At 39.3% G+C, this 25,978-nt stretch carries 22 protein-coding genes, 21 tRNA genes, 1 rRNA gene and 2 pseudogenes; 31 read left to right on the forward strand and 15 right to left on the reverse strand.

What is annotated here, in order from left to right; genetic code table 11:
* The first annotated feature begins 34 nt into the window (after nt 1-34).
* A complete protein-coding gene (locus tag QH639_RS01455) occupies nt 35-994 on the forward strand; it encodes a methyl-accepting chemotaxis protein (protein ID WP_250783612.1) in 960 nt (319 codons plus the stop codon).
* A gap of 96 nt (nt 995-1,090) precedes the next feature.
* On the opposite strand, the gene QH639_RS01460 is transcribed toward QH639_RS01455, so the two are convergent.
* Together QH639_RS01460 and QH639_RS01465 are read right to left on the reverse strand one after the other, a co-directional pair.
* Complete coding sequence (locus QH639_RS01460) at nt 1,091-2,587, reverse strand: alanine/glycine:cation symporter family protein (protein ID WP_131522424.1); 1,497 nt, start codon at nt 2,585-2,587, stop codon at nt 1,091-1,093.
* 101 nt (nt 2,588-2,688) lie between these two features.
* Nucleotides 2,689-4,236, reverse strand: coding sequence for a M20/M25/M40 family metallo-hydrolase (locus QH639_RS01465; protein ID WP_281115574.1), 1,548 nt, complete (start codon nt 4,234-4,236; stop codon nt 2,689-2,691).
* 109 nt (nt 4,237-4,345) lie between these two features.
* Between QH639_RS01465 and QH639_RS01470 the strand changes: the two genes are divergently transcribed.
* Together QH639_RS01470 and QH639_RS01475 are read left to right on the forward strand one after the other, a co-directional pair.
* Nucleotides 4,346-6,418 (forward strand): pertactin-like passenger domain-containing protein, encoded by a 2,073-nt coding sequence (locus QH639_RS01470; RefSeq protein WP_281115575.1) that lies wholly within the window; start codon nt 4,346-4,348, stop codon nt 6,416-6,418.
* 46 nt (nt 6,419-6,464) lie between these two features.
* Nucleotides 6,465-6,536, forward strand: a tRNA-Glu gene (locus tag QH639_RS01475).
* Between the two features lie 59 nt (nt 6,537-6,595).
* Here QH639_RS01475 and QH639_RS01480 read toward each other — a convergent pair.
* From QH639_RS01480 to nadB, 4 genes are all read right to left on the reverse strand, one after another.
* Entirely contained in the window at nt 6,596-7,012 is a 417-nt protein-coding gene (locus tag QH639_RS01480; protein WP_131522746.1) for a VOC family protein, read from the reverse strand.
* 163 nt (nt 7,013-7,175) lie between these two features.
* Nucleotides 7,176-8,279 carry a quinolinate synthase NadA gene (nadA, locus tag QH639_RS01485; protein WP_131522745.1) on the reverse strand — a complete coding sequence of 368 codons (1,104 nt, stop codon included), beginning with the start codon at nt 8,277-8,279 and terminating at the stop codon, nt 7,176-7,178.
* On the reverse strand, nt 8,266-9,126 hold the full coding sequence (gene nadC, locus QH639_RS01490) for a carboxylating nicotinate-nucleotide diphosphorylase (protein WP_237898534.1): 861 nt from the start codon (nt 9,124-9,126) through the stop codon (nt 8,266-8,268). Before nadC ends, nadA begins: the two co-directional genes overlap by 14 nt.
* A complete protein-coding gene (nadB, locus tag QH639_RS01495; protein WP_131522743.1) occupies nt 9,083-10,669 on the reverse strand; it encodes an L-aspartate oxidase in 1,587 nt (528 codons plus the stop codon). The genes nadC and nadB overlap by 44 nt, the downstream gene beginning before the upstream one ends.
* A 100-nt stretch (nt 10,670-10,769) precedes the next feature.
* Between nadB and QH639_RS01500 the strand changes: the two genes are divergently transcribed.
* The 25 genes and pseudogenes from QH639_RS01500 (at nt 10,770) to QH639_RS26440 (ending at nt 17,015) form a co-directional block, all read left to right on the forward strand.
* Nucleotides 10,770-11,840, forward strand: coding sequence for a cysteine desulfurase family protein (locus tag QH639_RS01500; protein WP_237900999.1), 1,071 nt, complete (start codon nt 10,770-10,772; stop codon nt 11,838-11,840).
* Nucleotides 11,841-12,118: 278 nt separating this feature from the next.
* Nucleotides 12,119-12,234 (forward strand): 5S ribosomal RNA (rrf, locus tag QH639_RS01505).
* Nucleotides 12,235-12,244: 10 nt separating this feature from the next.
* Nucleotides 12,245-12,320, forward strand: a tRNA-Val gene (locus tag QH639_RS01510).
* Nucleotides 12,321-12,323: 3 nt separating this feature from the next.
* A tRNA-Thr gene (locus QH639_RS01515) sits at nt 12,324-12,399 on the forward strand.
* 7 nt (nt 12,400-12,406) lie between these two features.
* Nucleotides 12,407-12,482, forward strand: a tRNA-Lys gene (locus tag QH639_RS01520).
* A gap of 17 nt (nt 12,483-12,499) precedes the next feature.
* Nucleotides 12,500-12,584, forward strand: a tRNA-Leu gene (locus QH639_RS01525).
* 36 nt (nt 12,585-12,620) lie between these two features.
* Nucleotides 12,621-12,695 (forward strand) — tRNA-Gly (locus QH639_RS01530).
* 5 nt (nt 12,696-12,700) lie between these two features.
* A tRNA-Leu gene (locus tag QH639_RS01535) sits at nt 12,701-12,789 on the forward strand.
* Nucleotides 12,790-12,797: 8 nt separating this feature from the next.
* Nucleotides 12,798-12,874, forward strand: a tRNA-Arg gene (locus QH639_RS01540).
* Between the two features lie 9 nt (nt 12,875-12,883).
* Nucleotides 12,884-12,960, forward strand: a tRNA-Pro gene (locus QH639_RS01545).
* A gap of 15 nt (nt 12,961-12,975) precedes the next feature.
* Nucleotides 12,976-13,051 (forward strand) — tRNA-Ala (locus tag QH639_RS01550).
* Nucleotides 13,052-13,079: 28 nt separating this feature from the next.
* A tRNA-Met gene (locus QH639_RS01555) sits at nt 13,080-13,153 on the forward strand.
* A gap of 7 nt (nt 13,154-13,160) precedes the next feature.
* Nucleotides 13,161-13,237 (forward strand) — tRNA-Ile (locus QH639_RS01560).
* Between the two features lie 15 nt (nt 13,238-13,252).
* Nucleotides 13,253-13,345: transfer RNA gene (locus tag QH639_RS01565), tRNA-Ser, on the forward strand.
* Nucleotides 13,346-13,398: 53 nt separating this feature from the next.
* Nucleotides 13,399-13,473, forward strand: a tRNA-Met gene (locus QH639_RS01570).
* A 3-nt stretch (nt 13,474-13,476) separates the two neighbouring features.
* A tRNA-Asp gene (locus tag QH639_RS01575) sits at nt 13,477-13,552 on the forward strand.
* A 58-nt stretch (nt 13,553-13,610) separates the two neighbouring features.
* Nucleotides 13,611-13,686: transfer RNA gene (locus tag QH639_RS01580), tRNA-Phe, on the forward strand.
* A gap of 5 nt (nt 13,687-13,691) precedes the next feature.
* Nucleotides 13,692-13,765 (forward strand) — tRNA-Gly (locus QH639_RS01585).
* Nucleotide 13,766: 1 nt separating this feature from the next.
* Nucleotides 13,767-13,843 (forward strand) — tRNA-Ile (locus QH639_RS01590).
* 4 nt (nt 13,844-13,847) lie between these two features.
* Nucleotides 13,848-13,924, forward strand: a tRNA-Asn gene (locus tag QH639_RS01595).
* Between the two features lie 11 nt (nt 13,925-13,935).
* Nucleotides 13,936-14,026, forward strand: a tRNA-Ser gene (locus QH639_RS01600).
* 2 nt (nt 14,027-14,028) lie between these two features.
* Nucleotides 14,029-14,100, forward strand: a tRNA-Glu gene (locus QH639_RS01605).
* 6 nt (nt 14,101-14,106) lie between these two features.
* Nucleotides 14,107-15,303 (forward strand): annotated as a pseudogene (gene gnd, locus QH639_RS01610) (decarboxylating NADP(+)-dependent phosphogluconate dehydrogenase); the annotation flags it as partial.
* A 247-nt stretch (nt 15,304-15,550) separates the two neighbouring features.
* On the forward strand, nt 15,551-16,717 hold the full coding sequence (gene ugd / locus QH639_RS01615; protein ID WP_000704886.1) for a UDP-glucose 6-dehydrogenase: 1,167 nt from the start codon (nt 15,551-15,553) through the stop codon (nt 16,715-16,717).
* 142 nt (nt 16,718-16,859) lie between these two features.
* Nucleotides 16,860-17,015, forward strand: coding sequence for a Wzz/FepE/Etk N-terminal domain-containing protein (locus QH639_RS26440; protein WP_481817316.1), 156 nt, complete (start codon nt 16,860-16,862; stop codon nt 17,013-17,015).
* Here QH639_RS26440 and QH639_RS01620 read toward each other — a convergent pair.
* Both QH639_RS01620 and QH639_RS01625 read right to left on the reverse strand, forming a co-directional pair.
* Entirely contained in the window at nt 16,941-17,600 is a 660-nt protein-coding gene (locus tag QH639_RS01620) for a hypothetical protein (RefSeq protein WP_281115576.1), read from the reverse strand. The two genes, QH639_RS26440 and QH639_RS01620, sit on opposite strands and share 75 nt — an antisense overlap.
* A gap of 1,277 nt (nt 17,601-18,877) precedes the next feature.
* A complete protein-coding gene (locus QH639_RS01625; protein WP_281115577.1) occupies nt 18,878-19,336 on the reverse strand; it encodes a hypothetical protein in 459 nt (152 codons plus the stop codon).
* Nucleotides 19,337-19,555: 219 nt separating this feature from the next.
* Here QH639_RS01625 and QH639_RS01630 point away from each other — a divergent pair, with 219 nt between their 5' ends.
* Nucleotides 19,556-19,819: a hypothetical protein gene (locus tag QH639_RS01630; protein ID WP_281115578.1), complete on the forward strand. Its 264-nt coding sequence runs from the start codon at nt 19,556-19,558 to the stop codon at nt 19,817-19,819.
* Nucleotides 19,820-19,823: 4 nt separating this feature from the next.
* The gene (locus QH639_RS01635) at nt 19,824-20,240 is read left to right on the forward strand and encodes a hypothetical protein (RefSeq protein WP_281115580.1); all 417 of its coding nucleotides are present in this window, start codon (nt 19,824-19,826) and stop codon (nt 20,238-20,240) included.
* A 182-nt stretch (nt 20,241-20,422) separates the two neighbouring features.
* On the opposite strand, the gene QH639_RS01640 is transcribed toward QH639_RS01635, so the two are convergent.
* Nucleotides 20,423-20,656: a hypothetical protein gene (locus tag QH639_RS01640; protein ID WP_274797580.1), complete on the reverse strand. Its 234-nt coding sequence runs from the start codon at nt 20,654-20,656 to the stop codon at nt 20,423-20,425.
* Between the two features lie 164 nt (nt 20,657-20,820).
* Between QH639_RS01640 and QH639_RS01645 the strand changes: the two genes are divergently transcribed.
* On the forward strand, nt 20,821-21,483 hold the full coding sequence (locus QH639_RS01645; protein WP_281115582.1) for a hypothetical protein: 663 nt from the start codon (nt 20,821-20,823) through the stop codon (nt 21,481-21,483).
* A gap of 2 nt (nt 21,484-21,485) precedes the next feature.
* Here the strand turns inward: QH639_RS01645 and QH639_RS01650 are convergent, their stop codons facing one another.
* The 6 genes and pseudogenes from QH639_RS01650 to QH639_RS01675 all read right to left on the reverse strand — a co-directional run bounded on the left by QH639_RS01650 (nt 21,486) and on the right by QH639_RS01675 (nt 25,964).
* The gene (locus tag QH639_RS01650) at nt 21,486-21,878 is read right to left on the reverse strand and encodes a hypothetical protein (RefSeq protein WP_281115583.1); all 393 of its coding nucleotides are present in this window, start codon (nt 21,876-21,878) and stop codon (nt 21,486-21,488) included.
* A gap of 586 nt (nt 21,879-22,464) precedes the next feature.
* On the reverse strand, nt 22,465-23,064 hold the full coding sequence (locus tag QH639_RS01655) for a hypothetical protein (RefSeq protein ID WP_281115584.1): 600 nt from the start codon (nt 23,062-23,064) through the stop codon (nt 22,465-22,467).
* 264 nt (nt 23,065-23,328) lie between these two features.
* Entirely contained in the window at nt 23,329-24,603 is a 1,275-nt protein-coding gene (locus tag QH639_RS01660) for a hypothetical protein (RefSeq protein ID WP_281115585.1), read from the reverse strand.
* A gap of 173 nt (nt 24,604-24,776) precedes the next feature.
* A complete protein-coding gene (locus QH639_RS01665) occupies nt 24,777-25,298 on the reverse strand; it encodes a site-specific integrase (RefSeq protein WP_281115586.1) in 522 nt (173 codons plus the stop codon).
* 47 nt (nt 25,299-25,345) lie between these two features.
* Nucleotides 25,346-25,780, reverse strand: a pseudogene (locus QH639_RS01670) (recombinase family protein); the annotation flags it as partial.
* Nucleotides 25,781-25,793: 13 nt separating this feature from the next.
* Nucleotides 25,794-25,964 carry a hypothetical protein gene (locus tag QH639_RS01675; protein ID WP_000713595.1) on the reverse strand — a complete coding sequence of 57 codons (171 nt, stop codon included), beginning with the start codon at nt 25,962-25,964 and terminating at the stop codon, nt 25,794-25,796.
* Nucleotides 25,965-25,978 lie beyond the last annotated feature (14 nt).

Raw genomic sequence — 25,978 nt, forward strand, 5'->3', positions numbered from 1 at the left:
TAAATACATATTTAATATTCTATTTTCTGAGGTGATGGCTGTGTTAACAATGTTTCAATCAAAAAAAGTAGATTTAGAGCAATTTAAGGCTAAAATTGATGAACTGAATGCAAAGCTGGATAAGAAAGATCATGAATTTCAAATTTTTTTAAATGAGTTACATAAGGAAATCATTGAAACTATTGAACAACATAACAAGGTAAATGACCAGCATACTATTTTAGGAGAAATGGTCGCTGATATTGTAGGAGAGTTTAATAAAGTTGAGGATAGCACAATTCAATCCAATAAAATTTCTGAAAATGCCCTAGATAAAGGCAATTTATTAATCTCTTCCTCGAATCAAATGATGACATTATCGGTTGAAAGTAAGCAGGCTGTTCAGGAAGTAGAGCATTTAATTGATGCGTTGGGGGAGCAGTCTCAAAAAACGTCTTTAAGCATGAGTAATTTAAGTGAGCGCTCAAAGCAAATAGCAGAAATTGTAAATGTTATTGGTGAAATATCAAATCAAACCAATTTACTAGCTTTGAATGCGTCTATTGAGGCAGCAAGAGCAGGAGAGCATGGTAAAGGATTTTCGGTTGTTGCCGAGGAAGTTCGCAAATTAGCTGAAAATACGAAAACAAGCACAGAAGATATTGCTAATTTAACCAAGAAAATAGAAGAACAAATTGGACTTGCTTATGAGGATAATAAAAATAACATGCAGCTAGTAACGGAAGGCATTGATAAAAGTGCTAAAACATCAGTAAAAATTGATCAATTGCTGCACATTATGACAAATGTTCAAACAGGAATAAATGAGCTATTAGCATCAATTAAAGATCAAAAACTATCAAACGAAGATGTTATGCATAAATTTAATAGAACGACAGCCTTATTTGATGAAACAAATCGCGTTCTAACAAGCCATATTGATGAATCAGAAATTGTAACAAGAAAATTATTAGAGGCAGTTGATCAAGTAAAGCATTTCCCAACTGAAAGGTAGATAATCTACCTTAAATTCTATGGAAATTTAAAAAGCAAGAACCCTGCATAGCAGCAACTTTTCAACTTCTTAGTGACTACTACAGGGTTCATTTAATTATTTCAAGTCGCCAACCTTTTCTTTTAATGCGGCTAATTGATCTGGATAGTTTTTTTCAGTTATTTCATTCCACAATTCAGCATCTTTAATTCCACATCTTTCGGGAATAAAGACTGGGTCAAGCCCCAACTTCTTTTGCTCTTCATAATCTCTTAATGTAGCTATACCTGGCTTTGTTAATAAGATAATAGCAATTAGGTTTAACCATGCAAGTGTACCTACACCGATATCAGCAAGATTCCAAGCAGTTGATGAGGAACGAATCGTTCCAAAAAAGATAGAAATCACTAGTAGTACTTTTACGACAATAGCAATAGTAGCAAAGTTTTTATTGTTTCTAAATAAGTAAGCAACATTACTTTCCGTGTATACCCCAAAAGCAAGCATAGTAGTTATTGCAAAGAAAAATACTGCGATAGCAACAAAAGGACTTCCTAAACCAGGAATGAATGAGTTAATTGCTTCTTGTGCGAATGCAGTACCTGCTTCAACTCCTGGTAGATTCTCAACCAAAAATCCCCCATTAGGATGGGCAATATTGTAACTGCCTGTGGAGATGATCATAATGGCTGTAGCTGTACAAACAAGTAGTGTATCTACATATACCGAGAATGCTTGGACAAGCCCTTGTTTAGCAGGATGAGATACTTCTGCGGTACCAGCTGCCTGTGCTCCGGTACCTTGACCTGCTTCATTTGAATAAGCCCCTCTTTTTACTCCCCACATAATTGCATTTCCAAAAACAGCACCGAATGCAGCATTTAAATTAAAGGCAGAGCTGAAAATTAAAGCAAATATTGCAGGTACTTCTTTTATATTGATCAATAAAATAATGAATGCAAGAAGTATGTAAGCAGTTGCCATAAATGGTACTGCATATTCTGCAACTTTTCCAACCCTTTTAATACCGCCAAAAATAGCAAATCCAAATATTGCTGAAACAATAATACCTGTAATTATTGGTGAAATCCCGAAGGCATTTTTTGTAGAATCAGCAATATTAAAGGCTTGAACACCTGAGCCAGTGAAACCAGTTGCTATAATTGTAGCGATAGCAAATAATATAGCAAAAGGCTTATTTTTTAACCCTTTCTCAATATAGTATGCTGGCCCTCCACGATACTCTCCTGCGATTTCTTGTTTCCAAACCTGGGCTAACGAGGACTCAATATAGGCAGCACCAGCTCCTAAAAAGGCAATGACCCACATCCAAAAGATAGCACCTGGTCCTCCAAAATAAATTGCAGTAGCTACACCAGCGATATTCCCAATACCGACACGTCCACCCAATGCCATTGCAAAGCTTTGAAAAGATGAAACGCCATTTGCCGAAGTTTTTCTATTAAATAATTGTTTAATCATATCTTTGAAGAGACGCAACTGTGGAAACTTCATAATAAGCGAAAAGTAAACGCCAGCTCCTAAGCAAAGATAAACTAATGCATTACTCCAGATAATCCCTGCTATTTTACCTGTTAAAGCGGCAAAATCCATATAACAACCTCTTTCTATTTTGTACTGTGTCATCTTAGATTATTAGGTAACAATTCAAATGAAAGGATATGAAAGCTTCTTTGAATGAAGTTTCTTTTTACTTAAAATAAACTTTTAATCAATGTATCAATCATAATAGGCATCTCTTTAAACGCACTATCCACATGCAAACGTTCTGTTTTTTGATGGGCATCCTTACCAAATGGCCCGACATTTAAGACAGGACCTTGTAATGCTGCCATCTCTTTGAATGGAATATGGTACGTATCGCCCCATACAGGTGTGTTCCGTTCAAATGCTAGCCATTCATTGGATGCATCTGAATAGTTGACATAGCTTAAATCACAAATTCCGTTAAAGTAGTGGATCTGCTCCACCTCAATATCAAATGTTTGAGCTGTTTGCTTCATTAATTCAATCGACTGTTTCACTAACGGATGGTTGGATGAATTAATGGCTGGATAGTAAGGGGGTGCATATAACAGAACTGTGGCAGGTGCTAATTCCTGACAGCGAATCATGAGCTGATCCACAATGCGAATGGATTTCTCACGATCATCCCATGCACGATGCTGCTGAACCTGCTGCTTAATCGCTTGTACTTCCTCAGCCCCTAGCTTATGGATCGCATGCTCCAATAATGCCTCGTAGCGTAAGACCTTTACCTTGCCCACACCCTGAACATTTTCGCGTGTACAAATGTCCTGATAGTGCGCATTGCAAGCAGCCATTGCCTGTAACGCAACTTCCTCAAAAATAGCCATCACCTCAGCCGCTGTACGTTTTAACAAAAAGACATTGTAAAGTGCCGCCGCACGGTATGGTGTTTGTGTAGAATACTCCATTTTTAAATCTTTTAATTGTAGAGAAACAGGTAGTGGTGTACTTTCACCTAAATCTGTTTCACGGAAAAGGGGATTCCACTCCATATGCTGTGTCATATAGGAAGCGATAAAGGGAGCCGTCATCCCTTTTAATGGCTCGCCGACATGTGTCTCTTTTCCATAGAACAAAGCAGCAGGCATGATTTTACCAATTGTACCTGAATAAATATATTCATTCGTATCCGATGGCCCTTGTGAAAACGATGGCTCACTATTTAAAAATAATTTATAGGTTAAGCCATGCTGTTCCCGCAGTCTCACCAGCTCCACAACAGCCGCTCTCATACCAGCAGAGTTGACTTCCTCATCAGGGACCGTTGTTAAAATCAAATTAATCGGCCATTGCTCAAAGCTTGCCTTTTCGATCAACTGCATGTGTAAGGCAAGACCCATTTTCATATCCATTGTGCCGCGTCCAAATAAATAATTTCCAGACGCCAAATCAATGCGAGCTGCCTCTGGTAAATCTTTTAGGTATTTAGGTTCCATTAGCTTTTTCGTTAGTTCTTCTGGAGAAAAGGCTAACGGCTCTAGTTCACCATATTCCTCCGTATGCACGGTATCAAAGTGACTGATTAACACAACAGTTTCAGTTGCCGTTGGATGCTTATAGAAGGCTGTCACTGCATTCCTGCCAAGTCCAGCATCATGTAATTCAATCAAGTCTGGGTGCTTTTCAAAATATGGAAGCGTTAACAATTTATCTTTTAAGCGAAAGGCAAATTTATTTTCGCCCTCCGTTAATGTTCGGCTTTCCCAGCTCACAAGCTCACATAATAGGGCACGTAGTTTTTCGGGTCGCGAAACATAATATGTTTTCTATGCATTGATAATTGATGGATCAACTTATTACGTCCCTGAGGAGGGATGACAAATGCACTCCTGGAAAAAGAAACTTGTAGTATCACAATTAGCATTGGCTTGCACTCTGGCTATCACCTCTCAGGCTAATGCAACTACTTATGACACCTGGACTTATTACGACAATCCAACTACCGCTCTTGACTGGAGTAATATGGATGCACCGGGTACTGTAGATGGTAACTATGTGAATTATAGTGGCTTTGTCTACTATAACAACACAAACGGTGATTTCGATACCACCTTTAATGGTGACACTGTTAACGGGACTATCTCTACATATTACCTGAATCATGACTTTACTGATGGAACAACAAACCAGTTGAACATCAGCAACTCCCTGATTCATGGTTCAATCACTTCAATGCTGCCTATGGGTGAAAGCAGTGATGGTCATTATGTCTATCAGTTCTCTGAATACGGTACTGATCGTGTAATTGATGATAATTGGCATGATGGTGATGTATTCACTTTAAATATTGCTAATTCTACAATTGATGACGATTATGAAGGTTTATACTTCACTGATTCATATCTGGACGGTGACGTTACCAAATATACTAACGAAACCTTCCATACCCCAGCTGGTGAAGGTGAAGAATACGCCGGTTTGTTTGCAAACGGTGGTGTTGGCCTTGGGCTGGCAGTGAATCTTGATGTCGAAAGTAACATCAATATTTCTAACAACTCCCGCGTTGCTGGTATCAGCCTGACTCAGGGTAATACCGTAAACAATACTTACACTACTGAATCTCATACTTGGGATAACAATATCTCAGTTACCGATTCCACAGTGACTTCAGGTTCTGTAACTACTCTGGAAGACAGTGGTTTCTATGGTAACTCTGCGGAACCTAGTGATTACTCTGGTAACGGCGAAGCTAATGATGTAGCTCTGTATTTCAGTGATAGTGCGGCTTCAAATTACTCCATGAAAAACAATGTTTATTTCAGCAATTCTACTCTGCTGGGTGATGTTGTTTTCGCAAGTACTTTCAACGCAAACTTCTATCCTCAAGGTCATGACAGTAATGCCGATGGCGTACTGGACACCAATGGTGGCTGGGCTGATGACTCACTTAATGTTGATGAACTGAATATCACTCTGGATAATGGTTCTAAGTGGGTAGGCTCAGCTACTACATCAGCAAATGTTGATGATGAATCTACTGCTTCGACTGACTGGTATGATGTTACAGGTAATAGCCTGTATCCGGGCGTTGTAACAGAAGCAAATGCTTGGGGTCGTACGATTGATGATCAAGTATTCCAGAGCGGTGTGTTTAACGTCACTCTGAATAATGGTTCTGAATGGAATACCGTTAACGCTTCAAACATTGATACTTTAGCTGTGAATAATGGCTCTCAGGTTAATGTGTCTGAATCTAGCTTGATTTCTGATAGCATCGCTCTGACCAATGGTTCTTCTTTGAACATTGGAGATGAAGGTTATGTTGGAACTGATCATCTGACAGTTGATAGCTACAGTACTGTAGCGCTGTCTAGTGATGACAATTCAAGTATCTATAATGGTTATTACACTCCGTCGCTGTTAGCAAATACAATAACTGTGACTAACGGTGGTTTACTGGATATTAATGTAGACCAGTTCGATGATAATCCGTTCCAGACTGATACTTTGGAACTGACCAGCGGCAACATCGCTGACCATAACGGCAACGTAGTGTCTGGTGTATTCGATATCCACAGCAGCGATTATGTTCTGAACGCTGATTTGGTGAACGACCGTACCTGGGATACTTCCAAGTCTAACTACGGCTACGGTATTGTTGCTATGAACTCTGATGGTCATCTGACTATCAACGGTAACGGTGACATGAACAACGGCGACGAACTGGATAACAGCTCTGTTGACAACGTTGTTGCTGCAACCGGTAACTACAAAGTTCGTATCGACAACGCAACAGGCGCTGGCGCTATCGCTGATTACAAAGATAAAGAAATTATCTACGTAAACGACGTCAACACCAACGCGACCTTCTCTGCTGCTAACAAAGCTGACCTGGGTGCATACACCTATCAGGCTGAACAGCGCGGTAACACCGTTCCCCTGCTAAGGGTGTAGGTCGGGTAACCGGCGCGAGGGTTCAAATCCCTCCTTCTCCGCCATGGGCCCGTTGGTCAAGTGGTTAAGACACCGCCCTTTCACGGCGGTAACACGGGTTCGAATCCCGTACGGGTCATACTAGAAACAGTAGATGCAATTGCATCTACTGTTTTTTGATATTCATAGATACAAAATTTACTCTTGATTCAATGCATTTTCATCCATATAAACTACTTCCCAGATATGTCCATCTACATCCTGAAAACCCCAACCATACATAAATCCGTGATCTTGTGGTTCACTATAAGGTTTACCACCAGAGGCAAGTGCCTTATTCACTAATTGATCTACTTGTTCTCGGTTTTCAGCAGAGAGACATAAGATTGCTTCTGCAGAAGTAGTAGTATCTGTAACTTCTTTCTTACTAAATCCTTTAAATCGTTCTTCAACCATTATTAATACGAAGATATTTTCACTAATAATCATTGAGGCTGTTGTTTCATCACTGAATTGTTGATTGAACGCAAAACCTAATTCCTTAAAAAAACTGATAGATTTGTTTAGATCTTTTACTGGTAAATTGATAAAGATATTTTTCGATTGAAAAGCCATTTAGTATCACCTCCAAATTGACAGTATCATGGAGCATAAAGTCGTGTCAATTATAGCAATACAGGCGAAAATGAAGCCATCAGCACTATTGAAAGTAGGTGTTATGTCAAAAAAAACAGAAAGGTTATATCTTCAACCTTTCTGTTTAAAAAGCTTTAACTATTTATCCTCTGGCTAGCATTCTTTCAAGTGAACTAAGTGCTTCAGAAGTAGTATGTTCATCTACTTGTATACGGTTATGAGGTTGACCCTGATCAATACTTTCTAAGCTCCATAACAAATGTGGAAGGTCAATTCGATTCATTGTTAAACAAGGACAAAAGTTTTCATTTAAGGAGACAATATGTTTATCAGGATGCTGCTTAATAATGCGATTGACAAGGTTCATTTCTGTTCCAATTGCCCATGCAGATCCGCTTGGAGCTCGATTGATTGTATCAATAATGTATTTTGTGGAGCCTGCATCATCAGCCGCTGCTACCACTTCACGGCTGCACTCTGGGTGAACGATAATCCTCATAGTCGGGTGTTCTTTGCGAATAACCTCTGTATGTTGAACAGTAAAACCTTCGTGCACAGAGCAGTGACCCTTCCAAAGAATAACTTGGATATTTTCAAGAGGCTCTTTTGTTTCGAGCATGTTCTTATGTGGATTCCAAACAGCCATATTTTCAAGAGGTATACCTAAATCATAGGCAGTATTTCTTCCTAAATGTTGGTCAGGTAAAAAGAAGATACGCTGTTTTTGGGTAAAAGCCCATTGAACAAGTTCCTTTGCATTCGATGAAGTGACACAAGCACCACCATGTCTTCCAGTAAAGGCTTTAATAGCCGCAGTTGAATTAACATAGGTTAGAGGAATAATCGTATCCCCAAAGAGTTCTTGAAGAATTGGCCATGCTTGTTCAGTTTGATAAATATCTGCCATATCAGCCATTGAACAACCAGCGCGCATATCTGGTAAATAGACATGTTGCTGTTTCGTTGTCAGCATATCAGCAGTCTCTGCCATAAAATGTACACCGCAAAATACGATGTGTTCAGCTTCCTTATTTGCTGCGGATAATTGCGCTAACTGTAAAGAATCCCCAGTTGCATCTGCAAATTGAATGACTTCATCTTTTTGATAATGGTGGCCAGGAATAAATAATTTAGGACCTAATTTTTTCTTTATTGATAAAATACGAGATTCCATTTCCTTTACAGATAGTGCCCGATAATGCTCTGGGAGTAATGTCGTCTGTTGTAATAAACTAGTGATGGACAAGGGAATGATCTCCTTTCATTTGAACGAGTGCACTAATATCAAAAGCTTTAACTGAATGTGTTAAGGAGCCAAGAGAAATCCATTGAATACCCGATTGGGCATATGCCTTTAAATTTTTAAGTGTGATGCCCCCAGATGCTTCAGTCGCAATAGTGGGAGGAACAATGGGAAGCCATGCACGGATTTCTTCTGGGCTACGGTTATCAAACATAATAATATCTGCTCCTGCGTGGACAGCTTCTTCTAATTGTTCTTTTGTTTCAATTTCAACTTCAATTTTCACGGTATGACCGACTTTCGCCCTAGCTACCTGAACTGCCTTTGTAATGCTACCAGCAAAGGCAATATGATTATCCTTTAGCATAATTGCGTCATACAGGCCATTACGATGATTAAAAGCACCACCAATTCGAACAGCATATTTATCTAACATACGCAGTCCTGGTAGTGTTTTACGCGTATCACATATTTTTGCGTGAGTACCTACTGTTTCTTGAACGGCAAGATGGGCTGCAGTTGCAATAGCAGACATACGTTGAATAAGATTTAAAATGACACGCTCACCGATTAATAATTTTTGTAAGGGACCTTTAATCACAGCGAGTACATCACCTGACTTCACCATCTCCCCATCTTTTGTATGAAGGTTGACTTCGATTGATCGATCGAGTAAGAGAAAGCCATGCTCAATAATGTTAGCTCCGCAAAAAATTCCGCTTTCTTTCGCGTAAAAAGAAAAAGCTCCCTGTTGTTCGGCTGAAAAGATAAATTCACTCGTTAAATCTCCATCTCCTAAATCCTCATTAAAAAATTGCTTGAGCATTTCCTCGAGTTTGATGATATTCATACAATGAGTTCCTCACTTTCATTTGTCCTTGCGAAAAAATAATCCATCGGCTTGCCCAGTGTGATTCCATTTCGGGTTTATCGGTCCGAATATGAGCTCCTCTTGTTTCCGTTCGCGTAATTGCTGCATGTGCCATTAATGTGGCGACTACATGCATCATAAATAATTCCAACTCAGCTAGTTCTAAACCCTTTAAATTAACTTGAATAAGTGATTGCAAGGAGGGGAGTTGCTTTACAAAATGCTGCAAGTCATCCATATTTCTAACAATACCTAGGAACCGCATCATGTTTTGCTGTAATTGGGGTTTGCTAAATAAAGGTGGCATTTTATCAGCACATTGATGCTTTTCCAGTAAAAAGTTTTTTTGATGACACCCTTTTTGAATAATGAACTGCGCCATTTTTTGACCAAATGTAATACCTTCCAATAGGGAGTTACTTGCTAAACGATTCGCACCATGTACGCCTGTACAGGCAACCTCACCGACTGCATATAAGTTCGGTATCGTAGTTCTTCCTTTGTCATCAGCAATAACACCACCCATCAAGAAATGACTTCCTGGAGCCACGGGGATTAGACCATCTTGTAAATGAACGCGGTGAACATGGCACAGCTGAGCAATTGTTGGAAACTTTACTTCAAAGTCTTGAATGTTAGTGATATCAATAAACGTTTCTTCACCCGCTGCACGTTTTGTAAATAGGGCAAGTGCAGTAATATGTCTTGGTGCTAAGTCAAGTTGAGCATGTAAACCTGTCATAATGGGCTGATGCTGGGCATTAACAAAAATACCACCAGCCCCTCTGACAGCTTCAGAAACTAATCCCTTTGCTTCATTTTTACACCACAGAAGACTCGGGTGAAATTGCATAAATTCCATATCACTAATGGCAGCGCCTGCCCGAAATGCTAATGCGATCCCATCCCCTGTATTAGTTGGAAAATTAGATGTACTTGAATAAAGGGCACCTGCGCCACCTGTCGCTAAAATAACATGATGAGCCAAATAACGTTTTGTACCTTTTTCTCCTTTAGTTAGTACTCCTACACAGTCACCATCTGTATTCCGTAAAAGCTCATAAGCCATTTCATAGCAATTGATCTTTGTTTTGGGCGAAAGTTTATGAAGCAAGTAATCTATGAAAATCTGACCAGTACGATCACCACCTGCATGTAGAATACGATGATGACTATGTGCTCCTTCAAGTCCTAAAACAGGTTTTCCATCGACCTGCCGATCAACAGGGAGGCCATCCTTTAGATAGTTTTGCATAATCTCAGTGCCATCTTTTATAAGTGTTTTAACATGCCTTTTCTCATGATGATACTCTCCAGCTTTCAATGTATCAGCAATATGATGTTGAATATGATCCTCCTCACTGGTAACAGCAGCAATCCCACCTTGTGCACGATAAGAACTACTCATATATACAGATGATTTTGTAACAATTTGTATTTGAAAATGTTTTTCAAGCACTAAAGCAGCCTGAAGTGCAGCAATACCACTACCAATTATAAGGACGTCTGTCTTTACATCCATCGTTATACCTTCTTTACAGTTGTCTTGACACTTATCTTTACATAAAATATAAAAGAAAACAAGACCTGATGAACAAGAGAGGAAGAAGACGATGATTTATATGGATTATGCTGCAACATCACCTATGATGAGGGAATCTCTTGAGGCATATGTAGAGGTGGCACAACGGTATTATGGAAATAGTGCGAGTTTGCATGATTTAGGGGGACAAGCTTTTTATTTTGTCCAGCAATCAAGGGAGGTTGTAGCCCAAGCCCTAGGTGTAACTAGTGATGGCGTAATTTTTACGGGTAGTGGAACAGAAGGAAATCTCATAGCCATCTTGTCGTTAGCGCTAGCCTCAAAAAAAGGAAAACACATTATTTCATCTCAAGCTGAGCATACGTCAGTGCATGCGGCTTTGAATACACTTGAGAAAAAGGGCTTTACTGTAACAAAATTACCTTTGCAGAAGGATGGTTGTGTGGATCTGGGGCAATTGCAACAAGCAATCCGGGAAGAGACTGCTTTGATTACCATTCAACATGTCAATTCTGAAATTGGTTCAATCCAGCCTGTAGAGAAAATCGTAAAGATGGCAAGAAAATCAAATATATTCTGTCATGTTGATTGTGTACAATCATTTGGCAAACTAGCTATACCAAAAGGGGCAGATGCGATTACCATCTCGGCTCATAAAATAGGCGGACCAAAGGGCTGTGGTGCTATATATCTGAACCCTGCAATCAGAGTACCTGCATTAACACCGGGTTTGACACATGAGAGGGGTCTTAGAGGGGGGACATTAGATACTCCTGCAATCGTGGCCTTTGCCGCGGCAATTGAAAACTATCAATATGAATTGCAACATTATGAAACGCTAAGAAATTATTTTGAAAATAATTTACCTGAAAAATGTCAGCTCGTTGAGTGTAAACAGCAACTACCTAATATTTGTGGGGTAATGATGGAAAAAGTAGAGGGGCAATATGTTCTTTTAAAGTTAAATGAGGCGGGAATCTGTATCTCTACAGGTAGTGCATGTGATATTCGTAGTAAATCGGGAACAAAGGCTATTCTATCAATGGGATTCTCTTTGGAAGCGGCACGCCAATTTTTTAGAATATCTTTTGGTCCCGCCACTACACTTGAGGATATTGTAAAATTAAAAATAGAGCTTTCAAATATTTAATGAATAGACGAGTGAAGGATTATCTATATTCTTCACTTGTATTGAAATAGATTATAAGCTAATAATATCGGCCAAATAAAATAATTGTTTTCTTTTGAACCAACAATTGCTATAATATTTTGCAGGGCAATATTTTCTCTTACTTAACAAAAATATCTTTAAAAAGTAATAATTTCTTTTTTTTATAAAAAAGTATTGCACAATGTTAGAAAACGTTATACAATAATTCTTGTCTTGAAGGACAGGTAAACAACTTCAAAACAAGATACATAACAAAGTCTAGTGATGATGGCAAAGAGGTCACACCCGTTCCCATACCGAACACGGAAGTTAAGCTCTTTAGCGCCGATGGTAGTTGGGGGCTTCCCCCTGTGAGAGTAGGACGTCGCTAGGCATAATACCCAGGAGGATTAGCTCAGCTGGGAGAGCATCTGCCTTACAAGCAGAGGGTCGGCGGTTCGAGCCCGTCATCCTCCACCATATGCCGGTTTAGCTCAGCAGGTAGAGCAACTGACTTGTAATCAGTAGGTCGTGGGTTCGATTCCTATAGCCGGCACCATTTTTTCGAGCCATTAGCTCAGTTGGTAGAGCATCTGACTTTTAATCAGAGGGTCGAAGGTTCGAGTCCTTCATGGCTCACCATTTTTAAATAATAATAAGCGGGTGTGGCGGAATTGGCAGACGCACTAGACTTAGGATCTAGCGCCGCAAGGCGTGGGGGTTCGACTCCCTTCACCCGCACCATTATTTTCATTGCCAGATAAAAAAGCTTATGCACATGCGGAAGTAGTTCAGTGGTAGAACACCACCTTGCCAAGGTGGGGGTCGCGAGTTCGAACCTCGTCTTCCGCTCCAAATGTGCCGGGGTGGCGGAACTGGCAGACGCACAGGACTTAAAATCCTGCGGTAGGTGACTACCGTACCGGTTCGATTCCGGTCCTCGGCACCATTTTAAATGCGCCCGTAGCTCAATTGGATAGAGCGTCTGACTACGGATCAGAAGGTTATGGGTTCGACTCCTGTCGGGCGCGCCAAAAGAACAACGGGAAGTAGCTCAGCTTGGTAGAGCACTTGGTTTGGGACCAAGGGGTCGCAGGTTCGAATCCTGTCTTCCCGACCATTTCCAAAAAATTATGGGGCCTTAGCTCAGCTGGGAGAGCGCCTGCCTTGCACGCAGGAGGTCAGCGGTTCGATCCCGCTAGGCTCCACCATAAGTAAATTAACCAGTATAAAGATCCTGGCGGCGTAGCTCAGCTGGCTAGAGCGTACGGTTCATACCCGTAAGGTCGGGGGTTCGATCCCCTCTGCCGCCATCTTAAAGGACCTTTAGCTCAGTTGGTTAGAGCAGACGGCTCATAACCGTCCGGTCGCAGGTTCGAGTCCTGCAAGGTCCACCATTTATATATTGTAACGGAGGTATACCCAAGTCTGGCTGAAGGGATCGGTCTTGAAAACCGACAGGCGGGTAACACCGCGCGGGGGTTCGAATCCCTCTACCTCCTCCAGTTTTAAATTTTTATAAATGGTGCTTTAAAAACTCGAAACAACATAAAATTATCGCGGGGTGGAGCAGTGGTAGCTCGTCGGGCTCATAACCCGAAGGTCGTTGGTTCAAATCCGGCCCCCGCAACCAAAAGGTCCCGTGGTGTAGCGGTTAACATGCCTGCCTGTCACGCAGGAGATCGCCGGTTCGATCCCGGTCGGGACCGCCATTTTTAAAATAAAAGTCATGAGAAGCAAAAGAGTGAGAAAGCTTAGCATGGACGAAATGGGTCAGTAGCTCAGTTGGTAGAGCATTAGATTGAAGCTCTAAGTGTCGGCGGTTCGATTCCGTCCTGACCCACCATTTATGCGGGTGTAGTTTAATGGTAAAACCTCAGCCTTCCAAGCTGATGTCGTGGGTTCGATTCCCATCACCCGCTCCAAGGGCCTATAGCTCAGCTGGTTAGAGCGCACGCCTGATAAGCGTGAGGTCGATGGTTCGAGTCCATTTAGGCCCACCATTATTCCGAAGTAGCTCAGTTGGTAGTAGCACCTGACTGTTAATCAGGTTGTCGCAGGTTCGAGTCCTGCCTTCGGAGCCATTTTTTATTTTGGGGAAGTACTCAAGAGGCTGAAGAGGCGCCCCTGCTAAGGGTGTAGGTCGGGTAACCGGCGCGAGGGTTCAAATCCCTCCTTCTCCGCCATGGGCCCGTTGGTCAAGTGGTTAAGACACCGCCCTTTCACGGCGGTAACACGGGTTCGAATCCCGTACGGGTCATACTACCTGTTAATGGTGAAAGCAGGTGCAGGCACGGATGCTGCTATTGATTCCCTTAAGCCATACCTCGATAAAGGTGACATCATCATCGATGGTGGTAATACCTTCTTCCAGGACACCATTCGTCGTAATCGTGAGCTTTCTGCTGAAGGCTTTAACTTCATTGGTACCGGTGTTTCCGGTGGTGAAGAGGGCGCGCTGAAAGGTCCTTCCATTATGCCTGGTGGCCAGAAAGAAGCCTATGAACTGGTTGCTCCGATCCTTACCAAGATCGCCGCAGTGGCTGAAGACGGTGAGCCATGCGTTACCTATATCGGTGCTGATGGCGCAGGCCATTATGTGAAGATGGTTCACAACGGTATTGAATACGGTGATATGCAACTGATTGCTGAAGCCTATTCTCTGCTTAAAGGTGGTCTTAATCTCTCTAACGAAGAACTGGCACAAACCTTTACCGAGTGGAATAACGGTGAACTGAGCAGCTACCTGATCGACATCACTAAAGACATCTTCACTAAAAAAGATGAAGACGGTAACTACCTGGTTGATGTGATCCTGGATGAAGCAGCTAACAAAGGTACCGGTAAATGGACTAGCCAGAGCGCGCTGGATCTCGGCGAACCGCTGTCGCTAATTACCGAGTCTGTGTTTGCACGTTATATCTCGTCTCTGAAAGATCAGCGCGTTGCCGCATCTAAAGTTCTCTCTGGCCCGCAAGCGCAGCCAGCAGGCGACAAGGCTGAGTTCATCGAAAAAGTTCGCCGTGCGCTGTATCTGGGCAAAATCGTTTCTTACGCTCAGGGCTTCTCTCAACTGCGTGCTGCGTCTGAAGAGTACAACTGGGATCTGAACTACGGTGAAATCGCGAAGATTTTCCGTGCTGGCTGCATCATCCGTGCGCAGTTCCTGCAGAAAATCACCGATGCATATGCCGAAAATCCGCAGATCGCTAACCTGCTGTTGGCTCCGTACTTCAAGCAAATTGCCGATGACTACCAGCAGGCGCTGCGTGATGTCGTTGCTTATGCAGTACAGAACGGTATCCCGGTTCCTACCTTCGCCGCTGCGGTTGCTTATTATGATAGCTACCGTGCCGCTGTTTTGCCTGCGAACCTGATCCAGGCACAGCGTGACTATTTCGGTGCGCATACTTATAAGCGCATTGATAAAGAAGGTGTGTTCCATACCGAATGGCTGGATTAATCTGATTTAACCAACAATAAAATTGAGGCCCGGCGTATATTGTGTCGGGCTTTTTTTGCCAATTATCTTATAGACTAAATTTCACTGCTTAATATTAACTTAATAAATATCAGCTATTCTTATAAAGAAATTCTGAATTGTTTTTCGTTGCGTTGACCATCGAACAACGTAGCGTTAAAACTTTTAGCTCTTATCAGGATGCTAAAAACATCATGATTCACAGTTAAGTTAATTCTGAGAGCATGAAATGAAAATCACCATTTCCGGTACTGGCTATGTAGGCTTGTCAAACGGGCTTCTAATCGCACAAAATCATGAGGTTGTGGCATTAGATATTTTACCGTCACGCGTTGCTATGCTGAATGATCGGATATCTCCTATTGTTGATAAGGAAATTCAGCAGTTTTTGCAATCAGATAAAATACACTTTAATGCCACATTAGATAAAAATGAAGCCTACCGGGGGGCTGATTATGTCATCATCGCCACTCCAACCGACTATGATCCTAAAACTAATTATTTCAATACATCCAGTGTAGAATCAGTAATTAAAGACGTAGTTGAGATAAATCCTTATGCGGTTATGGTCATCAAATCAACGGTTCCCGTTGGTTTTACCGCAGCGATGCATAAGAAATATCGTACTGAAAATATTATATTCTCACCCGAATTTCTCCGTGAGGGTAAAGCCCTTTACGATAACCTTCATCCGTCACGTATTGTCATCGGTGAGCGTTCAGAACGCGCAGAACGTTTCGCTGCGTTATTACAGGAAGGCGCGATTAAGCAAAATATCCCAACCCTGTTTACCGACTCCACTGAAGCAGAAGCGATTAAACTTTTCGCTAATACCTATCTGGCGATGCGCGTAGCATACTTTAATGAACTGGATAGCTATGCAGAAAGTTTAGGTCTGAATACTCGCCAGATTATCGAAGGCGTTTGTCTCGATCCGCGTATTGGCAACCATTACAATAATCCGTCGTTTGGTTATGGTGGTTATTGTCTGCCGAAAGATACCAAGCAGTTACTGGCGAACTATCAGTCTGTGCCGAATAACCTGATCTCGGCAATTGTCGATGCTAACCGCACGCGTAAAGACTTTATTGCCGATGCCATTTTGTCACGCAAGCCGCAAGTGGTGGGTATTTATCGTCTGATTATGAAGAGCGGGTCAGATAACTTCCGTGCGTCTTCCATTCAGGGGATTATGAAGCGTATCAAGGCGAAAGGCGTTGAAGTAATCATTTACGAACCGGTAATGAAAGAAGACTCATTCTTCAACTCTCGCCTGGAACGTGATCTCGCCACCTTCAAACAACAAGCCGACGTCATTATCTCCAACCGTATGGCAGAAGAGCTTAAGGATGTGGCAGACAAAGTCTACACACGAGATCTCTTTGGCAGCGACTAATCTTCTCTGATCAGGGCGGTTTCGCCCTGATTGTCTTTTGTAACCCGTGCAATAATTCATTGTTTTTATCATTTATCCTATAGTATTCACTAAGATTATCACTACACTATGCAGACCTAAAATTATAACGTCCGTTAGGGTAATGATGAGAGTAGAAAATAATAATGTTTCTGGGCAAAACCTTGACCCGGAACAGATTGATTTGATTGATTTACTGGTGCAACTATGGCGTGGCAAGATGACAATCATCATTTCTGTCATTGTCGCTACCTGCCCCCTTTTTATCAGGAATATTTAGCTGTAGCCCTCCGTTTTTCGCCACAAAATGCTCCACACGGATATTGACAGCTTCTTTTACTCTCAATCCAAGTTGGCTCATTAAATCAACGGCTTTCGATACTTCTGCAGAAACTTGTTTTTTTATAGCATCTATCTCCCAACGCTCATACGAGCGATTTTGCAAGCTTTCGTTTCGTTCTAGTACATAAAGACGGTTTTCTGTACAAAAACCTGCAAAATTGCTCTCACCCTCTTTAGAAGCCATTTTATGACCATGTTCTAAGAGTCGTAAGGACGTTTCCACGTTAATCATGTGCCCTTTGGAGATGCCTTTGTCCTCAAGATAAGCAAAATAGGCTTTATAGTGTTGCTCCGTTAGGTGGTCCAACTTACGAACCCCATGTTCAGCCCTCACCCATTTGACGAAGTTTTGGCAATCTGACATGCTGTTGGATTTTTGTTTTAACGAATGAATGCCTTTGATCCCCTCTTTGCGAGCGTCTTTTTTCGAGTGTCCAATCATATCAATCGCATCCAATGCAGTCTTCACATCATGCACGATGGATGCTCTCGCCTTGCTATTTCTTGACCTTTTTCTACTCAAAACTTTCACCTCCTCTCAAATTTGGCATCTCTCAATCCACCTTAGGGTGCGTGGCTCTGTTGAGCCACTTACCCTAAGGTGGGGTATCGCATCATATGTATTTGTGTAAAAAATAAGGTAATCGGTATATCAGCTTAAAACATCCGCTCAAGCCTTAACAGGCGAGCTAAAAAGCATGTCGTTGCTTTGCAACGAAGACAGCAAGCTGTCCAATGTTACGCTGCTACGCAACGTAAATCAGCTAACGCTGATAGAAAATCAAAACCCTTTGCTCGTACCGAGCAATTAATAAAACATAAAAAATTTAACAATCTGTTCTTTGTTGGTTCGTTCAAATAAACCTTAGAACCAACGTTCATTTGAACCTTCGTTGTAACGTTCGTAAGCTTTAATTTCTTTTCATACCCTCTTTGAAAACTCCTTTTGTATTTTTTGTTCACAGTCCTCCTTTTTTGATTTTTATTTTTCAATTGCGTAAAACGCAAAAAAACCGAATGTGCGATAACGCTCAATCAGTTTAAATTGGACACTAAATGTCCCCTTATATAATTTTTAACACGCAAAAATAGCCAATAGGCTTTCTGCTTCATCAATCAAACGATTTAAACAGACACTTAGTGCCTCCCTGTTTGTTTATATCCCAATACACGACTACGCTTGTGGTAATTCCAATGTATTTAATGGGTGCATCATATGTTCATTTACGTCATTGCGTAATCAAGACTTCTGATGCCAAAATTGCGTTTAAAACGCTTTTATGCTGTAACTTCTTACGTTATATCTCCCTATGAGACAGTGAAGGTAAGTACAAACAGCACTCTAGCAAAAATTGAATAATCTCACGTCATAAACAAAACAAATTGCCAGTGGAGGTGAGCATAGACCACGCTAGAGCATGTCGAAAAGGTAAATATTTATATTTTACAATATACCATTTTCGACCCTCCAAATCTAGCAAAAACACTACCGCACCAGCTACGCTGGCTTGCTGTACTCGATTCAAAAAGGAAAGAATTCCTATTCCTTTTTGAATCTGCGTTACAATTTAAAAAATCCCCCTTACAAAACTAATAATAGTAATTACATTAGCAATTACGCCAAGGACATATAAAAAGAAAAATACCTTTTTCATATATACAAAACACCTCCAATCTACTAAATGCTTTATCATAGACTAGAAGGTTTCTAATTATTCCATTGATTTAGTTCTATATAAAAAAGCCCACTACTTTTTGTCATAAAGTAATGGGCTTATTCACTCCTCTGTAGTAAATAAATTATCCCTTTTTCATTTCCTCTAATTCTTTTCTAATCGCATTTTCTACAATTTCGTAAACATTTTTATCATGAATGACTGCTTGTATTTTTAAGTCTTTCAAGAGTTCTATATTTATGTCAAAAGAAGAACGTTTCCTAACAACCTTAATTCGTTCTTTCGTTAATTCCTTTGTTTGTTCGTTTAAATAAACCTTAGAAACAACGTTTGTTTGCACCTTCGTTGGAACGTTCGCATTCTCTTTTTTTACGCTTCTACTTTGGTCAATAAACTCTGTATACTCTTTGTTTAATGGTTCTTGACCCGATCCCATGAACGTCCATCCAGTTCTTCGATTAAACACATAGCCTGCTTTTTTAAGTGCCTTACTTAACTTTTCTTTCCCTACAGAAAGTTCTTTCCCTAAGTCAGCCAATGCTTTACCATGCTTTAATGCTTCTATAATTTCCCCTATTTTCAAACCAGTACCCCCTTTAATTGACATTCTCTAATATTTCGATAAATATGCAGTATCACCTTGTTAGGATTTTAAAAAAGTAAATAAGTGCTGTGCTTGCTTTTACACGGATCAACCACAGCACTTATAACTTCGATGTCAAAAAAATCGTTAGAATGTTATATGAACCCGAAAAAAATCGAATACATCTTAATATCTGCTCATATCGTTAAATGAGAGGAGATGGGGTTTATTAGAAAAAAAGTCCTTATTGTAGTCTTAAGCATCATGGGGGTTCTTCTATTAAACTTCGGATTAGCAACGTTAAATAGTTCTGCTGAAAAAAACATTAGTCCACCACAAAAAAATGCCGACGTTAAAATGATGGAAAAGATAGAAGAAAAACTGTCAGGAAAATATGACATAAGTGGAGTTAGTATTAAAATACACGTTGATAATAATACAAAAGATATATATAGGCGTTCTTGGAAATCAAGAGTATTATGATTCAGTGAAACAGGAAGTAAAAGACATTGTGAAAAGTTTAATTAAGTCTACTAAATTTGAAGCTTATAACGTTAATGTAAAAAAAAGTGAAAGCCCAATGGTAAACAAAGAACTGTTGGAAAGACATAATTTAATAAGTGAAATAGGCAAAACTATAGATAACGATATATCTAAGGCTCATTCAAATTACTTTGACAAAATAAATATGAGTATTACCCCACCAGATTCTCCCCCAGAACTAATTATTGAAGTAGATACATTCCTAGAAAGAAACAACCAAGAAACTATTGGCAAGGAAATAGAAAATACAATTCATACAACGTTAGGGAAAAAGCTATTTTCTAATAAACTTGTAAATGAAAGTACTGTTAAAATATACATCTATAACAAACATAAAGAAAAAATAAACACATCTTTTTAAAAGATGTGTTTATTTTTTAAAAAGGCCATTATTTCTTTTACCGAAGAAATAATGGCTTTGCCCTTCACATACCTTTGGGGAAAGGTAGTGGACGATTTACTGTTCATAATCATTATGCATCTGAATTTCGATAAAATCTAATAAAACCAATCAATCGATTACTTAAAGTATTAAAAGTAACTTTATTTTATTGACCACTTTCCATCACAATCAGGACATTGCCAATACAAAATTCGATCGGCTTTTACCGTGGTCATGCCAATTTTTCTTGTAAAATGTGTGGCATTATAGGATTTTTGCTGTTCTTCTGGTATGGCATCCCCCTGTAAATTGGTATGACAGTGCGGACAATACTCTAAACTATCATTCAACAAATCCTGCTCTCCTCCTTCATGAAAGGTTCTGATGGTCGACATAATCGATCTCCATAAGGTAAACATAAAAGGACTTTCATTCGGAAAGTCCTTTTCAATCCCCTTTGTTTTTGATTTAAATATCCAAAAATTCCCTTAATCAATATGAATAATTACCAGTAATTTTCTCATATTATGACTATAGCTGAAAAGGAGCTGTTAAATAAATGAGAAAAAAATTTTTCATCAAAATGTTCGTATTTCTAGTCTGTGTTTCTGTAGTAGTTCTGTCTGCTGTTTTTGTCAAACAATCTCACTCTTTCGCAAATGAGATTAAAAAAGTTCAAACGGAAACTCTTAACATCAGTAAAGAAGAATTAGAACTCTCTAAGTTGATGGATAATATCGGCAAAGAATTAAAGAAAGAAAACTTGCAATTTACGTTACAACATGGGGAATTGAACAATAAACCTGTTGAATTCACAGTAAAATTCCCTGTTGAACAAAAAGTAGATAAAGCTTTAAAAGACAAGATACAGAGTATAGCTTCTAGTGTAATAAAGAAAAACAAATTTAACCCAGAACAAATTAAAATTAATGTAATTAATGTTCTCTCTGAAACACAAGATTTTAAATCCCAAATAGACGATTTAGGTGGTCAGATTGGGCTTAAATTAATTGAAAATAACTACAAAGCATTTGCGATAGAACCTAATGCTTTATCTGAAAAAGAAGCTAAAATACACATTAAATTACCTGTTGAAAATCTTGATGAAAGTACTAAGTTGAAAATACAAAAGATAGCAACAGAAGTTATACAAGAACACAATTTTGATCTATCGAAATTTACGATTAATGTTCAAGGATATTTAGAAGGTCAAACATATTAAATTTACATTCCAAATTGTATTCCATTACTATTACCTGCACATGGTGCATATTGATATGCTGAAGCATAATAGAAACCAGGTTTTAAATATTCCGTTACTGTAGAAGTACCATTAGTTGCATTTAGATATGAACTTGCAACGACTTCATCAGTACCGAATTTAGTAATATCAAATTTTACAGTATTCCCCGGATTACTTTTAACAATAAAAACAACTTTACCAGTTTGTAAATTTTGTTCAAATATAGTTAATGAAACATTGGTACATGCAGCTAAAGCTGAAGCTTCTGTTCCTTCAGAAGTTTCAGCTTTAGCCGTATTTACTCCTGTAAAACCAAATAACCCTGTAATCAAAAAGATAGTTAACACAGTAAGAATCATTTTTTTCTTCAACATACTAACACACTCCAATCTATCAATTTATACATTACCTAAATATATAAATTCTACCAATATTTATTATATCCTTCTTAATTCGAGATAGTTTTACTTACCTCTTCGCTCATCTTTTCTCAAATAGCAAACCATACAAATACCCCCCCTCTACCTTGTGCAGAAGGTAAAGGGGGGGTATGCATCTAGTATAACATTACCTAGCCAATCAATCATCACTACATGCCAAAATTTTATACATGCACCATACATGATCAGTTGACATAACAACCAAAGAAGGAAGCTATTTTCAACCCAAATCCTTATCATAGCAAGGTTTATAAAGAATCCCCTACCACATCCAGTATTCATTTTTTATACATTATTGATAGAATGCTAGTTTGTACGGAATCCAGTACCTCAAACTATGTATAAAATCCTGCATAAAAAAGCACTGCCATACACTTCTTGATGAATATAAGCGAATGCGTAAAGTTGTTGCAGCTGCAAGTATTATTTTTCAATAAGAGAAATTTAAGAATTTATGGTTTAAAAAAAGTGTCGATAAATAAATTATTTTTATCGACACCCTTATAGATTATTTAATTTTTTAACTAACTGACCCTGTTGAAGAACAGTAGAAAGTTACTCGAATATTTGTAGTATCATTAAGTCCATTATAACTCCAAGCACCTGAAACATCCAAGATCATTGTTCTATTGCCATCCTGTAGGATTGGATTATAACTCATTTGAGACCATGTTCCTGGATTTGAAGAAGATCTAACATAGTTAAGATTAGGTGAAAACACTTGTCGGTCACTAACAAGAATTGTATTAAAAGAAGCACTTACTGTAACTTTAACATCTGTATTTTTTAATTTAACTGAAGCTGACTTTGAAGCGACAGTTGTTGACAAAGGTTTAATACCTGTGTCCGGTTCTACAACCCACTCTGCATTAGCCATATCTGTTGCTATTTCTTTGAAATCTTCTGGTGTCACCCATTCTGTAGATTTCCAATCTTCGAATGCTGTAAGTTTTAAGTCTGAACCATACTTAGAATTTGTCTCTTCAACAATAGAAACATATTCTTTGTAATACAATTCTTTTTGTTCCTGTGTTAAATTTGCTGCTGACGCATTACCCAAAAAACTAAATACAATAAGTGTTGCAAATAACGCTGTGAAAATTTTACTTATTTTTGACATAATATCCCTCCTATAGGTGAAGTATAGGATACTAGGTTTTAAAAATATATAGTTTCGACATAAAATGTCAAAATAAAAAAAGGTCTAATCCAAAGCCTTCCTATTTACAGGGGCTTCTGGTGCCCTCTCAAGCCCGAATGGATAAACCAGGTGTGAATATATCCATAGATACTCCTCTCCCAATGTACTACGGTTTTCTTGCCTCGCATTCGCTCGCAACACCCACTATATAAAGAGCGTACCCTTGCACCCCTGTCTAAAGTCCTATTCATTAAGTTTCTTTTTATAATTTTGCACTGTTCTTAAAGACCAGTTTAAATACTCCATCAACTCTTTATTAGTCGCATTAGGACGACGTTTCAACGCTTCTTTTAACAACCATAGCTTGTCCTCTGTCTGCTCTTTTTGTTGCTCAAGATAATCACTACGTGTGCCCACAACTCTACGTCTCTCATTATTACGAGCATATTTAATAGACTTAGAGATAATCGTCTTTAAATGAGCCTGCTCGTCCTCTTTTATCTCTAACAAATCTATTAATGTTTCATTCTTGTAGTTATAACCCTTAGTTTTGTCCTCTAAATGGTCGTAATATGCCCTTACAGATGATTTGACAAGGCTCTTTACCTCTTTTTCCTCTAACGGCTCTACAAAGTCATCATTAAGATTTAACGTGTAATACAGGGCTACTTGCTCCACTTGATGGATCTGCATCATAAAATAGTGATAGACAAATAGAAACTTGTCACGCATCCCACGAACATCATAATTACGTAATTTACAGACAGTCTTTAAATCCTCGCTACGAGCCTTGTACAGCGTGTAAGTATTATACAGGTATTTTAGCTTCCCTTTTTTTCTAGGAGCCTTTACAGGGGCTTCTGATGCCCTCTCAAGCCCAAATGGATAAACTAACTCTCTAAACATTGCCATTGTGTAGATAGCATCTGTGTTATGCTCCAATATCGTGACACGTTTATTCGCTTTTGTATTCATTGTCGTTGGTACACGTAATACCCTTGCGATATCTTTCGCACCGTAATCAGCTCCAACATCTGCAAAGAGGTCACAGATATACTGCTGTACTGCACTATAAAGATTTTTTGTTTGTTTATATTTCCCTGGAACATCCTCAATTTTAAAAATGAGATAAATTCCACGTCCTGAATCAATAATATAAGTCGGTTTCACAATCCGTTCATACTCGATATGATGCTGTAAAGCTTGCATCACATCATCAAACGACACACCGTGTTTATAGTAATCTATGTCAACATAAAAGGCGTTCAAATGACGTACAGAACGTACATTACGTTGGGGCTTATAATATGTATTCACTGACAAATAACAATTCACATCATAATCTATCGCATTTATCCAATCTAACACAGTCACCATACGCTGTTTATAGATACCATCTACTTTTGTGCCAACAGCTACATACCCACCTTCATTGCCTTTTGGATACATCACTGTACTATAGTCAATTAATATTGCATTTTCTTCACGAACCGTGGTATCATACGCTTGTATATACATTAGAAAAACCTCTCTTTCGGGAGAGCATAAAAGCCCCCATGTTCAGATTAAGAATTCGACACTCTAATCATAGCATAGGGCTTTTTTTCTTGCCCATTTTTTTCGACAATACATATCCGTGTTGCAGTCGATCCGTGCCAAAAAGAACGCACGGGCCAACCGCAGCACTCCCTTTATTCCCTCAAATAAACCATTGCCAGTCTCCAACGATTATTTCCATGCCCTAATTCACTATGAACTTGGTTCATGACCGCACGTGTACTTTCGTACAACTCCTTATCATGCTCTGACACCATGCCATAATCGGCTTTACGACCAATTGATCGATTATCTAAAATCCTATCCATCATATTTTTTTGTTCTGCTGAAGCAAGCTGTGCAAAACGGTCACGTGCATAGGAATGTCGAAATCCATGACAACCTCGCCCTGCCTGTTCAATCCCTGCTTTTTTACAAGCTGTATGAACCCCTTTGCGCACCGTATCATAAGAAACAGCCACAAGCCTATCTGTTGGTTCTTTTCCTGTTAAAAAGCTCTGTAACGACTCGACAAAGTCTTTGGGTACTTCAACCTCACGAAATCGTCCTCCCTTGGTAATGCCTGCCCCCTTTTTATCAGGAATATTTAGCTGTAGCCCTCCGTTTTTCGCCACAAAATGCTCCACACGGATATTGACAGCTTCTTTTACTCTCAATCCAAGTTGGCTCATTAAATCAACGGCTTTCGATACTTCTGCAGAAGACGACCTTTGAATTTGCCTTTTTTCTTAGCAATTTCGATTCCTTGTGCCTGACGTTCCTTAATTTTTTTTCGTTCTGATTCTGCTTGATACTTGTACAATTCAATGACAAGGCTATTAATCAAACGCCTTAAATTTTCATCTTCAATACCATTCATTGAGGGTAAATTTAAGACTTCCAGGGTTGCCCCCTTAATTTGAATTTGATTCATCAATTCTGTTAATTCTTTATTATTTCGTCCTAATCGATCTAATTCAGTAACAATAACAATATCCCCTTCACGAATATAGTTAAGCATAGCTTGTAATTGTGGGCGTTCGACCGATTGACCGCTTAATTTGTCTGAAAAGACCTTAGAAACGCCCTGTAACGCTTGTAATTGCCGATCTAAGTTCTGTTCTTTGCTACTGACACGTGCATAACCAATTTTAGCCATTTTCAACCAACCTCTAAAATTCTCTCGGTTGCAATAACCAATCAGCAATATCTACTTTTTCAATTTCAAATTGCTTATCAGAAATTGTCTTTTCGTAAGCGATAAAATCTTGCGCATATTGTTGCTCATTAAAAATAGCCACCACTTCGTCATTTTCTAAAACTCGATAAATAAATTTTTTCATTTTACTCCTCCTAT

Source organism: Lysinibacillus sp. 1 U-2021, assembly GCF_029916965.1.
Taxonomy (GTDB): Bacteria; Bacillota; Bacilli; order Bacillales_A; family Planococcaceae; genus Lysinibacillus; species Lysinibacillus capsici.

What these genes read in the sequence shown, in the direction of transcription:
- QH639_RS01455 (WP_250783612.1), top strand. Translation starts at nt 35, where the DNA reads ATGGCTGTGTTAACAATGTTTCAATCAAAAAAAGTAGATTTAGAGCAA.
- QH639_RS01460 (WP_131522424.1), bottom strand. Translation starts at nt 2,587, where the DNA reads ATGGATTTTGCCGCTTTAACAGGTAAAATAGCAGGGATTATCTGGAGT.
- QH639_RS01470 (WP_281115575.1), top strand. Translation starts at nt 4,346, where the DNA reads ATGCACTCCTGGAAAAAGAAACTTGTAGTATCACAATTAGCATTGGCT.
- QH639_RS01480 (WP_131522746.1), bottom strand. Translation starts at nt 7,012, where the DNA reads ATGGCTTTTCAATCGAAAAATATCTTTATCAATTTACCAGTAAAAGAT.
- nadC (WP_237898534.1), bottom strand. Translation starts at nt 9,126, where the DNA reads ATGAATATCATCAAACTCGAGGAAATGCTCAAGCAATTTTTTAATGAG.
- nadB (WP_131522743.1), bottom strand. Translation starts at nt 10,669, where the DNA reads ATGGATGTAAAGACAGACGTCCTTATAATTGGTAGTGGTATTGCTGCA.
- QH639_RS01500 (WP_237900999.1), top strand. Translation starts at nt 10,770, where the DNA reads ATGGATTATGCTGCAACATCACCTATGATGAGGGAATCTCTTGAGGCA.
- ugd (WP_000704886.1), top strand. Translation starts at nt 15,551, where the DNA reads ATGAAAATCACCATTTCCGGTACTGGCTATGTAGGCTTGTCAAACGGG.
- QH639_RS26440 (WP_481817316.1), top strand. Translation starts at nt 16,860, where the DNA reads ATGATGAGAGTAGAAAATAATAATGTTTCTGGGCAAAACCTTGACCCG.
- QH639_RS01630 (WP_281115578.1), top strand. Translation starts at nt 19,556, where the DNA reads ATGGGGTTTATTAGAAAAAAAGTCCTTATTGTAGTCTTAAGCATCATG.
- QH639_RS01640 (WP_274797580.1), bottom strand. Translation starts at nt 20,656, where the DNA reads ATGTCGACCATCAGAACCTTTCATGAAGGAGGAGAGCAGGATTTGTTG.
- QH639_RS01645 (WP_281115582.1), top strand. Translation starts at nt 20,821, where the DNA reads ATGAGAAAAAAATTTTTCATCAAAATGTTCGTATTTCTAGTCTGTGTT.
- QH639_RS01650 (WP_281115583.1), bottom strand. Translation starts at nt 21,878, where the DNA reads ATGTTGAAGAAAAAAATGATTCTTACTGTGTTAACTATCTTTTTGATT.
- QH639_RS01655 (WP_281115584.1), bottom strand. Translation starts at nt 23,064, where the DNA reads ATGTCAAAAATAAGTAAAATTTTCACAGCGTTATTTGCAACACTTATT.
- QH639_RS01660 (WP_281115585.1), bottom strand. Translation starts at nt 24,603, where the DNA reads ATGTATATACAAGCGTATGATACCACGGTTCGTGAAGAAAATGCAATA.
- QH639_RS01675 (WP_000713595.1), bottom strand. Translation starts at nt 25,964, where the DNA reads ATGAAAAAATTTATTTATCGAGTTTTAGAAAATGACGAAGTGGTGGCT.